Raw genomic sequence first — 12,448 nt, forward strand, 5'->3', positions numbered from 1 at the left:
AGGCTCGCGTGCGGAAATTGCGGGCGTGGGAGGGATGCGTGGCGACCTGGATTCGGCATAAGCCCGCGGGCTGGTTCGTAGTGGTGGCAGTACTTTTGGTGCTGTGGGGACTGCTCGGCTGCGTCGCCTTCTACATGCATGTCAAATTCGGGCCCGCGATGGATCCGGCGGCCACCGATTGGGACCGTGCTTATTATGCCGCGCTGCCCGGCTGGTTCACGCCGGTCTATGCCGCGGCGGTGGGCGCCGGACTGCTCGGCGCGATCGCATTGCTGCTGCGCTCGAAGCTGGCCCAGCCGCTGTTCCTGATCTCGCTGATCGCAGTGATCGTCCAGTTCGGCTATGTGTTCCTCGCCACCGATCTGCTGGCGCACAAGGGCGCGGCTGCCACCGTGCCGTTTCCTTCGTTCATCGCGGCGGTGGCGGCGTTCCAGATCTGGCTCGCCAATCTGGCCCGCCACCGCGGCTGGATCAGATAGGCCGGCCGGGACGACGGATCATTGCTTCGCCAGCGCTATGACGCTGGCGAGCTTTTCGGCGGCGTTCTCCACGCCCTTGTGCTTGAAGGTCGCGACGCCGATGCTGCCGACGATGACGGTCTTGTCCAGCTTTGCCTGACCGGCATTGTGCCCGATCCGCGCATAGACCTGCTCGGTCGGGCTGAGCAGCGCATCGATTTCCTTCTCGCCGGTTTCGTAGAGGACCCGGACGCCCAGCTTTTCGCTCAGCACTGCGTTGGAGGGCTTCTTCTTCAGCCACGCGAACGCCTCGTCGGCTTCCGCGGGATCGGCATAGCTGCTCAGCGTGATCCGTACAAAATCGCCGTTGGCGAGATCATAGTGGCATGTGGACGCGACTTCCTTGCCGTGCTTGCGCTGGCCATCGAGCTCCTGCGTCACCAGTGTCGAGCCTAGCGCCTGCGCGACACGATCGCCTGCGATTGCCTTGCAGGTGTCCGCCGCGCGTGGCCCGGCCAACGCGGCGCAACCGCTGAGCATGGCGGGAACGACGATGTACGTCAGCAATCGTCGCATGGTGCTTCCTCGCCTCGAATGCCCCGCCTTGGTAGCGCCGACAGACTAAACAAAGGCTCAACGGGTCCATCCCTGCTTGCTGGCGTGCATCCTCCGGCCGGGCTAGAGGTGTGCCATGTCCACCTACACGCTCGACACCGGCACCAGCCGCGCCAATCCCACGCCGTCGCCGATGAAGCGGCTCACCATTCCCGCGATCCGCAACCGCAAGGGCAAGGATCCGGTGGTGATGCTCACCGCCTACACCACCCGGATGGCGCAGTTGCTCGATCCGCATTGCGATGTCCTGCTGGTCGGCGACAGCCTCGGGCAGGTGATCTACGGCCTGCCGTCGACCTTGCCGGTGACGCTGGACATGATGATCGCGCATGGCGCCGCGGTGGTGCGCGGCAGCTATCATTCGCTGGTGATCGTCGACATGCCCTTCGGCAGCTACGAAGCGAGTCCCGAGCGCGCCTTCGAATCGGCCGCGCGCGTGCTCGCCGAGACCGGCGCGGCGGGGGTGAAGCTCGAGGGCGGCACCGCGATCGCGCCGGTGGTCGAATTCCTCACCCGCCGGGGCATTCCGGTGATGGGTCATATCGGCCTCACCCCGCAATCGGTGAACGCGCTCGGCGGCTATGGCGCGCGCGGGCGCAGCAATGCCGAGCATGCCCAGATCCTCGACGATGCCCGGGCGATCGCCGATGCCGGGGCGTTCGGCATGGTCGCCGAAGGGGTGGTCGAGGGGCTTGCCAATGAGATCACCGCTGCGGTGCCGGTTCCCGTGATCGGCATCGGCGCCTCGGCGCAATGCGACGGGCAGGTGCTGGTGACCGAGGACATGCTGGGCCTGTTCGAGCGGACTCCGCGCTTCGTGAAGCGCTACGACGATCTCGCCGGCCGCATTTCCGCCGCGGTTGAGACCTATGCCGCCGAAGTCCGGGCGCGGGACTTCCCGGGCGCAGAACAGGTCTATCCGGCGCGCGGCTGAAGGGCTAGGCGGGCACGCTTCCTTTAGGCGGTGCCCGCGGCTAAGGTCCGCGCCCGAACCAACCCCATGGAGTCTCTCTTGGCGCTTCCTCCCGGTACCACTGACGAAGCCTTTCTGCGCGAAGTCGACGAGGAGTATCGCCGCGATCAGGCGATGCAGATCTTCCGGCGCTACGGCCGGCTGATCATCGGCGCCGTGGTGGTCGCGTTGCTCGCATTCGCGGGCTGGCTCTATTGGCAGCATCATAATCAGAGCCAGGCCGGCAAGCAGGGCGAGGAATATGACGCTGCGATGCGGCTGGTCGAGCAGAACCAGGCGGACAAGGCGCTGCCCGCGCTGAACAAGATCGCGACGAGCAGCGGCGAGGGCTATGCCGTCCTGGCGCGGTTGGCCCAGGGCAATCTGCTGCTCCAGAAGAACGATGCCAAGGGCGCCGCCGCGAAGTTCGCCGAAGTGGCGAACGACGCCAAGGTCGAGCAGCCCTATCGCGACCTCGCGCTGCTTCGCCAGACAGTCGCCGAATATGACAGCCTCAAGCCGCAGGTCGTGATCGACCGCCTGAAGGGGTTGGCCAATCCCAATTCGCCGTGGCTCGGCACCGCCGGCGAGCTCGTCGCCGCGGCATATCTCAAGGCGGGCAATCGCGCCGAGGCGGGCCGGCTCTACGGACAGATCGCACAGGGCGGCGAGAAGGTCCCCGAATCGATCCGTCAACGTGCGGTTCAGCTGGCCGGCGTACTCGGTGTCGACGCCATCGATCAGTCGAAGGAAACCAAGGCTAAATGAATAACAAGGTGAGGGTGGCTGCCGCTCTCGCGGCGCTCGCGATGGTGAGCGGCTGCGGGATCTTCAAAGGCGGCGGCAAGAAAACCCCCGTGCTCGGCGAGCGCGTGCCGATCCTCGTTTCGGAAAGCGATGTCGTCGCCGACAAGACGCTGGCCGGCGTCGAGGTGCTGTTGCCCGAGGCTGCGGCGAACGATGGCTGGCGCCAGCCCGGCGGCAATGCCGCCAAGTCGATGGGGCACCTCGCGCTCGGCGCAAGCCCGACGCGGATCTGGTCGAAGGACGTCGCCAAGCCCTCGAAGAAAGAGCGGCTCGCCGCGTCGCCGGTGGTTTCCGAAAACAAGCTGTATGTGATCGACACCGATGGCGTCGTCCACGCCATGGCGGCGGACACCGGCGCCGAATTGTGGCGCACTGCGACCACCGACGGGAAGGGCAATGAAAGCGCGCGCTTCGGCGGCGGCGTCAGCGTCGAGGGCGAACGCGCCTTTGCCAGCAACGGCCTCGGCGATGTCGTCGCGCTCAACGTCGCCGATGGCACGGTGGTCTGGCGCAAGCGCCCGGGCGGGCCGCTGCGCGGCGCGCCGACGCTCGCCAATGGCAATGCCTATGTCGTGACTCAGGACAATCAGCTGTTCGCGCTCTCGCAGGACACCGGCGAGATCAGCTGGACCGTCTCGGCGAGCCTCGAATCGCAGGGCGTGTTCGGCGTCGCCGCGCCCGCCTCGGCACAGGGCACCGTCATCGCTGGCTTCTCGTCGGGCGAACTCAATGCCTATCGCTACGAGAATGGCCGTTCGCTGTGGGACGTCGTCCTGTCGCGCACCTCGATGTCAACTTCGGTGTCTTCATTGTCCGACATCGACGCCGAGCCGGTGATCGATCAGGGCCGGGTCTATGCGATCGGGCAGGGCGGCCGCATGGTCGCGATGGACATCGCCAGCGGCAATCCTTTGTGGGAACAGACCATCGCCGGAATCTCGACGCCGTGGGCGGCGGGCGAATGGCTGTTCGTCGTCACCGACGATGCCCGGCTGCTCGCGATCGCGCGCGGCACCGGCAAGATCCGCTGGATCTCGCAGCTGCGCCACTATCGCAACGAGAAGAAGATGAAGAACCCGATCAGCTGGGTCGGCCCGGTGCTCGCCGGGGGCCGCCTCGTGCTCGGCAACAGCGAAGGCGAGATCGTCTTCGCCTCGCCGGCCGATGGCAGCGTGATCTCGACGATGGACGTCAAAGAAGCGATCACGCTCCCTATCACGGTGGCGAACAACACGCTCTACGTCCTCGACGACAAGGGCCGGCTGTCGGCGTATCGGTAACCTTGTCGCTTTGCCGTCATCCCGGCGAACGCCGGGATCTCAGGCAGAAGCGCAGGACACGAGCCGCACGAGATCCCGGCGTTCGCCGGGATGACGAAAGCGTTCAGAACGGGCGGGGTTCGATGCCCCGCCCGTTACTTTGTTTCTGCCGCTTGTGAGTCTATTAGGCGCGCAGACACGCGCACCCACCCCCAGCCCCTCCCTGCAAGCAGGAAGGGGAGTGAGTAAGAAAATGCCCCTTCCCACCGTCGCCATCATCGGACGCCCGAATGTCGGCAAGTCGACCTTGTTCAACCGGCTGGTCGGCAAGCGCATCGCTCTGGTCGACGATCAGCCCGGCGTGACTCGCGATCGCCGCGAAGGCGAGGCCAATTTGCTCGGGCTCGAATTCCGCGTGATGGACACCGCTGGCTATGAGGACGACGACGCCGCGACCTTGCCGGGCAGGATGCGCGCGCAGACCGAGGCAGCGGTGCGCGAGTCCGACGTGTCGTTGTTCATGATCGACGCCCGCGCCGGGATAACCCCGCTCGACGAGGAGATCGCCCGCTGGCTGCGCAGCACCGATCGTCCGGTCGTGCTGATGGCCAACAAGGCCGAGGGCAAAGCCGGCGAGACCGGTATCATCGAGGCGATGGCGCTCGGCCTCGGCGACCCGATCCCTTTCTCCGCCGAGCATGGCGAAGGCGTGGTCGATCTGTTCGAGGCGCTGCTCCCGCATGTCGAGCGCGACGAAGAGGAAGCGGCCGAGGATTCCGAAGCGCCCGATGCGCCGCTCAAGCTGGCGATCGTCGGCCGCCCCAATGCGGGCAAGTCTACTCTCGTCAACAAGCTGCTCCGCGAAGACCGCATGATCACCGGCCCCGAGGCCGGGATCACCCGCGATTCGATTTCGGTCGACTGGCAATGGCCCGATGCGGAAGGCAATCTCCGGGCGGTTCGCCTGATCGACACCGCCGGCATGCGCAAGCGCGCCAAGATCGAGGAGAAGCTCGAAAAGCTCTCGGTGATGGACGCGATGCGCGCAGTCGACTTCGCCGAGGTCGTTGTGTTGCTGCTCGATGCCACCCGGGGACTTGAGGTGCAGGACCTGAAGATCGCCGATCGCGTGCTCCAGGAAGGCCGCGCGCTGGTCATCGCGCTGAACAAATGGGACGTGGCGGAGAACGCCTCGAGCCTGTTCAACGGCGTCAAGGGTGCGCTCGACGAGGGGCTGGCGCAGGTCAAGGGTGTGCCCTTGCTCACCGTTTCGGCCGAGACCGGCAAGGGCCTCGACATGCTGATGCAGGTCGCGTTCGAGACCCGTGACGCCTGGTCGCGCCGCGTCTCGACCGGACAGCTCAACCGCTGGTTCGAGCGCGCGATCGAAACGAACCCGCCACCCGCGCCGGGCGGCAAGCGGATCAAGCCGCGCTACGTCACCCAGAACAAGTCGCGCCCGCCCAGCTTCGTGTTGTTCGGCACGCGCGTCGATCTGCTTCCGGTCAGCTATCAGCGCTATCTGATCAACGGCCTGCGCAAGGAATTCGATTTCGGCGCGGTGCCGGTCCGGCTTACCCTGCGCGCCTCGAAGAACCCGTTCGATCGCGACAAGCACACGTAATCGCATCAACGCCCTGTTTACGTTCCTGTACTATCATCGCCCCGTGCCGTTCCGGGGGGTATGCTTGAGGTATGGACGTGACGATCGGCAATGATCCGCTGGTGAACTGGCAAAGCTACCAGCAAGCGCGCTCCGAGCTCGGTGCCAATTTCGTGCGCATTCTTGGCTATTTTCGCGAGGACGGCATCAAATCGGTCGATCGCATCGAAGACGCGATGCGGTCGCACAATGCCACTGCGATGGTGATCCCGGCGCATACCCTCAAAGGCGAAGCGCGCCAGTTCGGCGCCGATCCGCTGGCCGATCTGGCCGAGACGATCGAAATGATCGCGCGCGGTTGCATCGAACGCCGCGAGACGCCGACCGAGGCGCTAGAACATGTCGTGAAGTTGCGCCCTTTGTTCGAGACCACACTCGACATGCTCGAACGCGAGGCAAACCCCCTCGTCGCGCGCAAACCCGCCGCAGCATTCGGCCGGCGTCCGGTTCTTTAAACGCGACTGTGCTCCGGCGAAGGCCGGAGCCTTGGCCGGCTCGCTTGCCGCCCGCGCTCCGGCCTTCGCCGGAGCACGGCGGTGCGGATCTCTAGCTCGCTTCTTCGGCCTTGCTGTTGAGCTGGATGTAGTTTTCCAGCCCCATCCGCGCGATCATCTCGAACTGGCGCTCGAGCGTGTCGACATGCTCTTCCTCGCTGGCGAGGATATAGGCGAACAGATCACGGCTGACGAAGTCGCGCACTGCCTCGCAATGCGGGATCGCTTCCTTGAGCACGGCGATCGCCTCGACCTCGACCGCGAGGTCGGCGCGGAGGATCTCCTCGACGGTCTCGCCGATGCGCAGCCGCCCGAGCAACTGGAAGTTGGGAAGCCCTTCGAGAAACAGGATGCGCTCCGCCAATTTGTCGGCGTGCTTCATCTCGTCGATCGATTCGTGGCGCTCGAGCTCGGCGAGCTTCTTGACGCCCCAATTGTCGAGCAGCCGATAGTGCAACCAATATTGGTTGATCGCGGTGAGCTCGTTCTTGAGCACCTCGTTGAGATATTCGAGGACTTTCGCGTCGCCCTTCATGGCCATATTCCCTATGCTTGCAGGGACGGCCATAGCGCGTAAATCGCGCGGCGAAAACCGCAGAAATCCGCGGTTTTTCTAGTTGCGAACGCTACGCAGCCGCGCGTTCCGAATTGATGATCTCACGCGCGAACGGCACGCATTGCCCGCATTTGGGGCTGCGTCCGAGCGCGCGATAGGCCTGGCAGGCGCTGGTCGCGCCACTGCGTGCCGCTTCGCGCACATCGTGTTCCCGGATTGCATTGCAAACGCAGACGACCATCGCACCCTCACGCTTCGATTGCAGGGATGTACGGCTAATGAGACCGATTCGCAAGGGTATTGCGAGGCATTCGCAGTTATACGGAGGCTGCACCGCGAAAGCTCTGCCATCGTCCCCGCGCGAGGCTGCGCCAAACCCATTCGAGCGGCCCGAATCGGAAGCGGGCGAGCCACGGCTTCGACCACAGCAATATCATCGCCCAGATCGCCAGCACCACCGGATAGAGCTGCCAGCGTGACAGATGCCCGAACCAGCCGAGGCCGTAGCCGTAGAACAAGCTGGTGCAGATCAGGCTGGTCGCGAGATAGTTGGTGAACGCCATCCGTCCCGCTGCCGCCAGCCGTTCGGTGAACGTGCCGCCGGGCCTGGCGAGCAACAGGATCAGGCAGGCCCAGCCGACGATCATCGGCGGGCGTAGCGGCACGGTGAGCACCCAGACCAGCACTACCGGAAGCAGGTTGAACTGCTCCCGCACGAGATAGAAAGCGAGGCCGACGAAAGCGGGCAGGGCGACGCCCCAGCAGATCAGCAGCCATCGCCGGTAGCGGTAGCGCGGCCATTCGCCGCGCAGCAACCCGCTCCTGAACGCCGCCATCCCGAACAGCATATAGGCCAATGTCTCCGGGCCATAGAACCAGAGCAGGATCAGCGGCGTACCCACATGCTCTCCGAGGCGCACCCCGACGATACTGCGATAGTCGCCGCGATATAGCGCCAGCTCGCGTGCCAGATCGGCTGCCGAAGGCACGCCCATGCTCCGCGCGAAGCCTTGCAGGTCGCGTGCATACTCCGCTGCCTGCGCCGGACCGGACGCACAGCATTGGAGGTGATGGACCATCAGCGGGATCGTGGCGAACAGCACCGTGCTGGCGGCGACGAGCATCACGCCCAGTACCAGCATCCGCCCGGTTGGCAGATTGCGCAGCGCAAAGGCGGCCATCCCCACCAAAGCATAATGGGTGAGGATGTCGCCGTGCCAGATCAGCCAGAGATGCGCGAGCCCGAAGGCGAGCAGCCACAGCATCCGCCGGTAATGGACCTTGGCCGCGTTTTCCCCACTCGCCTCCGCGCGCTCGATCACGAGCAGCATCGAGGCGCCGAACAGGAACGAGAACAGCCCGCGCATCTTGCCGTCGAAGAGCACGAAATTGACCAACCACGCCGCCAGATCGGCGCCGTGCCAGCCGCCATAAGCGCGCGGGTTGAGATAGGCGGCCTCGGGCAGGCCGAAGCTGACGATATTGAGCAGCAGGATGCCGAGCACTGCGACGCCGCGGACCACGTCCAGCGCGGGGAGGCGGCCCGGGCCGCGCGCATCGTGGGGGGGCGGGGCCGCATCCATGCGGCCAGCGCTACAGCCAGCTGGCGATCTGCTCCAGCGTCTTCTTGTCGAGCGCGTGTGCCGGAATGACGGCATCGGGCGCGGCATGGCCGGCGACGATCACCATCAGCGGCTTTTCATGATCGGGCCGGCGGCACACCCGGTTGAGGAAGCGCATCGGATTGGGCGTGTGGACGAGCGTGGCGATCCCCGCCTGGTGCAGCGTCGCCAGCAGCAGCCCGCAGGCGAGGCCGACGCTCTCGGTGACATAGTAATTCTGCTTGAGGTCGTCCAGATCGGGTCCGCCGCGGCGCTGGGCGAAGACGACGATCAGCCAAGGCGCGGTCTCGAGATACGGCTTGTCGGCGCCGGTGCCGAGCGGAACCAGCGCGTCGAGCCACTCGCTCCCGGCGCGGCCGTCGTAAAAGGCGCGCTCCTCTTCCTCGGCGGCGATGCGAATCGCGCATTTCGCTTCGGGAGAAGAGACCACGCAGAAGTGCCAGGGCTGGCGGTTGGCGCCGTTCGGGGCGGAGCCGGCCGTGGCCAGTGCCGCCTCGATTATTTCGCGTGGCACCGGCTCTTCGCTGAACGCGCGGCAGCTGCGGCGCGACTGCATCGAGGCGTTGAACGCCCGGGCGCGGGCAATGCGTTCGGCATCTGTCAGGTTGGGATATGGCTGCCAAGGCAGCACCTCACGGTCGAACATATTCCAGATCGTGCACAATCCCTTTTAGAAAAGCCAGTCAGCTGTTTTCCGGAGGGTCGCGTTTTTCCTTTCGTATCACGAGCTTGAGGGCCGACCATGTGTCGTCGACGGCGCACACCTTGGTGTCTACAAGCCCGGTCGGTAACGCTACGGCACGCACGACATCCTCGGTGATATCGGTCTCCACTTTCGCCGCCTTTTTTGGCCACGAAATCCAGATGAAGCCGTTCTGCGCCATCACCGGCCGCAATGCAGCGAGCTCGCGTTCCAGTCTGGCACGCTCGGTGACGAAAAGATGCGCGCATTGGAGCCCGTCCGACGCGGTCGTCTGCTCCTCGATTTCCGCGCCTTCGGGGTCGATCGTCGTGCGCACGCTCCCCGGCATGTTGTGGAACCAGCAACGCATGCCGCGCTTGAGCCCGAGCTTGTCGGCGAGCGACGTTTCGGAATAGCCAGCATTCATCAGGACGCCCTCCGGAAGGGGCACCTTAGCTGCAATTCTGTGCAGGGAAAGCCCCCCGCAATCGAGCGGCCTCAGGCGAGCGCCGCGTCGTCGCCCATCAGTGCCGGGAAGAAGCCTTCGTGCGCGGCCCGGAGATCGGCGAGCGATACCGTCCAGTCGCCTTCGTCGAGCTCGAAGATCACGCGTTCCTTGATCGTCCGGCCGAGATGGTCGGCGGGAACGTCGGCCTTGTGCGCGTCTACCATGAAGTCGGCGAGGCACGAATCGCACACGGTGACGAGGTAGAGTCCCTGGTCCTCGCCGAACAGCGATCCGGCGATGCCGAAGGGCTGTGGCTCGTTGACCAGCGCGCCGATCCCCGAGGCCAGCGCCATTTCGGCGACCGTCACGGCGAGCCCACCGTCGGAGACGTCGTGGCAGGCAGTGATCGCGCCCTTCTGGATCTGTTCGCGGATGAAGTCGCCGGTGCGGCGTTCGGCGGCGAGATCGATCGGGGGCGGGGGGCCGTCCTCGCGACCGTGGATTTCGCGCAGCCAGATCGACTGGCCGAGATCGCCGCCGCGTTCGCCGACCGCGAGGATCGTGTCCCCGACGCCTTTGAAGCCGATCGTGCAGCTTTTGGTATAGTCGGCAAGCAGCCCGAGCCCGCCGATCGCCGGGGTGGGGAGGATCGCGCTGCCGCCGCCGGTGGCCTTGCTCTCGTTGTAGAGGCTGACATTGCCCGAGACGATCGGGAAGTCGAGCGCGATGCACGCCTCCGACATGCCTTCGAGGCAGCCGACGATCTGACCCATGATCTCGGGGCGCTGCGGATTGGCGAAGTTGAGGCAGTTGGTCACCGCGAGCGGATTGGCGCCGACCGAAGTCAGGTTCCGCCATGCCTCCGCAACTGCCTGGCGGCCGCCCTCGACAGGATCGGCAAAGCAATAACGCGGGGTGCAGTCGGTGGTGATCGCGAGGCCCTTTTGCGTGCCATGGACGCGGACCACAGCGGCGTCGCCGCCCGGGCGCTGGACGGTGTCGGCACCGACCATGTGGTCATATTGCTCCCAGATCCAGCGGCGGCTGGCGATGTCGGGCGAGCCCATCAGCTTGACCAGGTCCGCGGCCGGATCCTTGCTTTCGGGCAGGTCGGTCAGCGGCGCGCGCTTCGGGGTCGGCACGTGCGGGCGATCATAAAGCGGTGCGTCGTCGGCGAGCGGGGCCAGTGGAATGTCGGCGACGACCTCGCCCTTCCATTTTAGCACCATCCGGCCGGTATCGGTGACATGGCCGATCACTGCGAAATCCAGCTCCCATTTGCGGAAGATCGCCTCGGCGAAATCCTCGCGGCCGGGCTTGAGGACCATCAGCATGCGCTCCTGGCTCTCGCTCAGCATCATCTCGTACGGAGTCATGCCGGTTTCGCGCTGCGGCACGTCGTCCATGATCAACTCAATGCCGACGCCGCCCTTGCTCGCCATCTCGACCGAAGAGGAGGTCAGGCCCGCGGCGCCCATGTCCTGGATCGCGACGATCGCGTCGCTGGCCATCAGCTCGAGGCACGCCTCGATCAGCAACTTCTCGGTGAACGGGTCGCCGACCTGGACGGTGGGGCGCTTCTCTTCCGAATCCTCGCCGAAGTCCGCGCTCGCCATCGTTGCGCCGTGAATGCCGTCGCGGCCGGTCTTGGAGCCGACATAGACGATCGAATTGCCGATGCCGGAGGCGGCCGAATAGAAGATCTTGTCCTGATCGGCGACGCCGACGGTCATCGCGTTGACGAGGATGTTGCCGTCATAGGCCGGGTGGAAGTTCACTTCGCCGCCCACCGTCGGCACGCCGACGCAATTGCCATAGCCGCCGATGCCGTGGACCACGCCGGCGATCAGATGGCGCATCTTGGGATGATCGGGCCGCCCGAAACGCAGCGCGTTCATGTTGGCCACCGGCCGCGCGCCCATCGTGAACACGTCGCGCAGGATCCCGCCGACGCCCGTCGCCGCGCCCTGATAGGGCTCGATATACGAGGGGTGGTTGTGGCTCTCCATCTTGAAGATCGCCGCCTGCCCGTCGCCGATATCGACCACGCCGGCATTCTCGCCCGGGCCGCAGATCACTTGCGGGCCGGTGGTCGGCAGCTTCTTCAAATGGATGCGGCTCGATTTGTAGCTGCAATGCTCGGACCACATCACGCTGAAGATGCCCAATTCGGTCAGATTGGGCTCGCGGCCCATCGCGTGCAGGACGCGCGCATATTCCTCGGGGGACAGGCCGTGCTCGGCGACGATCTCAGGCGTGATCTGGGTCATGCCGCGGGGCTTTAGCGGGGGTATCGCGGTTCGTCATCCCCGGTGTGATCTTGCATGCTGCGTTCGCGGTGGCCGATCCAGTCAGTCCTTGCACACCGGAACCAGAACCATCGTCATGGGCGCCCCGCCGAAGTTCGGGATCATCCGATTCTCCACGCCGACATTCTTGCAGGTCTTGCCCTGGCGGTTGCGCAGAGGCGGCTTGCCGTCGGGCTTTTCGCCGCAGCGGGCTGGCTACCTTCCGCTGCCAGGGGCGGGCACACCCCCTCGGCGACGAGCTGCCTGCGGAAGCGGTTTCCTTCCTCCATAGCCCAGGCATTCGCCTTCGCCTCGCCCTCGTCGCTTTTCCGACGGTTATACTCGCTGATCATGCGCCGCTTCGCCGCCGGACAGAGCGCATCCATCGAACAGGGGCGCGACCCGCGCTGGATGTCGCGGGCGGGACCGGTGTCCACAGCGTTCTCGGAGGTCATGTTCGCCGACGCGCCGAGGACGAGAAGCGCAAACAGCAGATCCGGTAGCATGCGCGGTCCCTGGTATGAGGCGCCGAGGCGTTCCGACCAGTCTCGCCACCCGGCGTTCGGGAATCAATCGCTGCGGCTGCAGCGGGCGCGCAGAGGGC

General features: G+C 65.5%; 14 protein-coding genes. 6 read left to right on the forward strand and 8 right to left on the reverse strand.

Annotation, left to right across the window (positions count from 1 at the left end):
- The first annotated feature begins 38 nt into the window (after positions 1-38).
- Positions 39-479 (forward strand): hypothetical protein, encoded by a 441-nt coding sequence (locus CVN68_RS20860; RefSeq protein WP_233503466.1) that lies wholly within the window; start codon positions 39-41, stop codon positions 477-479.
- Between the two features lie 18 nt (positions 480-497).
- Here CVN68_RS20860 and CVN68_RS20865 read toward each other — a convergent pair whose 3' ends face one another.
- On the reverse strand, positions 498-1,034 hold the full coding sequence (locus tag CVN68_RS20865) for a hypothetical protein (RefSeq protein WP_158298998.1): 537 nt from the start codon (positions 1,032-1,034) through the stop codon (positions 498-500).
- A 115-nt stretch (positions 1,035-1,149) separates the two neighbouring features.
- Here CVN68_RS20865 and panB point away from each other — a divergent pair, with 115 nt between their 5' ends.
- From panB to CVN68_RS20890, 5 genes are all read left to right on the forward strand, one after another.
- Positions 1,150-2,007, forward strand: coding sequence for a 3-methyl-2-oxobutanoate hydroxymethyltransferase (panB, locus tag CVN68_RS20870; RefSeq protein WP_100283893.1), 858 nt, complete (start codon positions 1,150-1,152; stop codon positions 2,005-2,007).
- Positions 2,008-2,085: 78 nt separating this feature from the next.
- Positions 2,086-2,793: a tetratricopeptide repeat protein gene (locus tag CVN68_RS20875; RefSeq protein ID WP_100283894.1), complete on the forward strand. Its 708-nt coding sequence runs from the start codon at positions 2,086-2,088 to the stop codon at positions 2,791-2,793.
- Positions 2,790-4,112 (forward strand): outer membrane protein assembly factor BamB family protein, encoded by a 1,323-nt coding sequence (locus CVN68_RS20880; RefSeq protein WP_100283895.1) that lies wholly within the window; start codon positions 2,790-2,792, stop codon positions 4,110-4,112. The genes CVN68_RS20875 and CVN68_RS20880 overlap by 4 nt, the downstream gene beginning before the upstream one ends.
- A 232-nt stretch (positions 4,113-4,344) precedes the next feature.
- Positions 4,345-5,715 (forward strand): ribosome biogenesis GTPase Der, encoded by a 1,371-nt coding sequence (der, locus tag CVN68_RS20885; protein ID WP_100283896.1) that lies wholly within the window; start codon positions 4,345-4,347, stop codon positions 5,713-5,715.
- Between the two features lie 71 nt (positions 5,716-5,786).
- Positions 5,787-6,209, forward strand: coding sequence for an Hpt domain-containing protein (locus tag CVN68_RS20890; RefSeq protein ID WP_100283897.1), 423 nt, complete (start codon positions 5,787-5,789; stop codon positions 6,207-6,209).
- 91 nt (positions 6,210-6,300) lie between these two features.
- Here CVN68_RS20890 and bfr read toward each other — a convergent pair whose 3' ends face one another.
- The 7 genes from bfr to CVN68_RS20925 all read right to left on the reverse strand — a co-directional run bounded on the left by bfr (position 6,301) and on the right by CVN68_RS20925 (position 12,350).
- Complete coding sequence (gene bfr, locus CVN68_RS20895) at positions 6,301-6,783, reverse strand: bacterioferritin (protein WP_100284582.1); 483 nt, start codon at positions 6,781-6,783, stop codon at positions 6,301-6,303.
- Between the two features lie 91 nt (positions 6,784-6,874).
- On the reverse strand, positions 6,875-7,045 hold the full coding sequence (locus CVN68_RS20900) for a (2Fe-2S)-binding protein (RefSeq protein ID WP_100283898.1): 171 nt from the start codon (positions 7,043-7,045) through the stop codon (positions 6,875-6,877).
- A 76-nt stretch (positions 7,046-7,121) separates the two neighbouring features.
- Positions 7,122-8,387 carry a DUF418 domain-containing protein gene (locus CVN68_RS20905; protein ID WP_100283899.1) on the reverse strand — a complete coding sequence of 422 codons (1,266 nt, stop codon included), beginning with the start codon at positions 8,385-8,387 and terminating at the stop codon, positions 7,122-7,124.
- A 10-nt stretch (positions 8,388-8,397) separates the two neighbouring features.
- A complete protein-coding gene (locus CVN68_RS20910) occupies positions 8,398-9,072 on the reverse strand; it encodes a nitroreductase family protein (RefSeq protein WP_100283900.1) in 675 nt (224 codons plus the stop codon).
- A gap of 37 nt (positions 9,073-9,109) precedes the next feature.
- The gene (locus CVN68_RS20915; protein ID WP_100283901.1) at positions 9,110-9,535 is read right to left on the reverse strand and encodes a DUF3052 family protein; all 426 of its coding nucleotides are present in this window, start codon (positions 9,533-9,535) and stop codon (positions 9,110-9,112) included.
- A gap of 71 nt (positions 9,536-9,606) precedes the next feature.
- Positions 9,607-11,826 (reverse strand): phosphoribosylformylglycinamidine synthase subunit PurL, encoded by a 2,220-nt coding sequence (purL, locus tag CVN68_RS20920; RefSeq protein WP_100283902.1) that lies wholly within the window; start codon positions 11,824-11,826, stop codon positions 9,607-9,609.
- Positions 11,827-11,966: 140 nt separating this feature from the next.
- On the reverse strand, positions 11,967-12,350 hold the full coding sequence (locus CVN68_RS20925; protein ID WP_100283903.1) for a hypothetical protein: 384 nt from the start codon (positions 12,348-12,350) through the stop codon (positions 11,967-11,969).
- Positions 12,351-12,448: the final 98 nt, after the last annotated feature.

Source organism: Sphingomonas psychrotolerans (assembly GCF_002796605.1).
Lineage (GTDB): Bacteria > Pseudomonadota > Alphaproteobacteria > Sphingomonadales > Sphingomonadaceae > Sphingomonas > Sphingomonas psychrotolerans.

Excerpts from the sequence above, each read along its gene's own strand:
- CVN68_RS20915 (WP_100283901.1), bottom strand. The coding sequence starts at position 9,535 with ATGAATGCTGGCTATTCCGAAACGTCGCTCGCCGACAAGCTCGGGCTC.
- bfr (WP_100284582.1), bottom strand. The coding sequence starts at position 6,783 with ATGAAGGGCGACGCGAAAGTCCTCGAATATCTCAACGAGGTGCTCAAG.
- CVN68_RS20880 (WP_100283895.1), top strand. The coding sequence starts at position 2,790 with ATGAATAACAAGGTGAGGGTGGCTGCCGCTCTCGCGGCGCTCGCGATG.
- CVN68_RS20865 (WP_158298998.1), bottom strand. The coding sequence starts at position 1,034 with ATGCGACGATTGCTGACGTACATCGTCGTTCCCGCCATGCTCAGCGGT.
- CVN68_RS20890 (WP_100283897.1), top strand. The coding sequence starts at position 5,787 with ATGGACGTGACGATCGGCAATGATCCGCTGGTGAACTGGCAAAGCTAC.
- CVN68_RS20900 (WP_100283898.1), bottom strand. The coding sequence starts at position 7,045 with ATGGTCGTCTGCGTTTGCAATGCAATCCGGGAACACGATGTGCGCGAA.
- der (WP_100283896.1), top strand. The coding sequence starts at position 4,345 with ATGCCCCTTCCCACCGTCGCCATCATCGGACGCCCGAATGTCGGCAAG.
- CVN68_RS20925 (WP_100283903.1), bottom strand. The coding sequence starts at position 12,350 with ATGCTACCGGATCTGCTGTTTGCGCTTCTCGTCCTCGGCGCGTCGGCG.
- purL (WP_100283902.1), bottom strand. The coding sequence starts at position 11,826 with ATGACCCAGATCACGCCTGAGATCGTCGCCGAGCACGGCCTGTCCCCC.
- CVN68_RS20910 (WP_100283900.1), bottom strand. The coding sequence starts at position 9,072 with ATGTTCGACCGTGAGGTGCTGCCTTGGCAGCCATATCCCAACCTGACA.
- panB (WP_100283893.1), top strand. The coding sequence starts at position 1,150 with ATGTCCACCTACACGCTCGACACCGGCACCAGCCGCGCCAATCCCACG.
- CVN68_RS20905 (WP_100283899.1), bottom strand. The coding sequence starts at position 8,387 with ATGGATGCGGCCCCGCCCCCCCACGATGCGCGCGGCCCGGGCCGCCTC.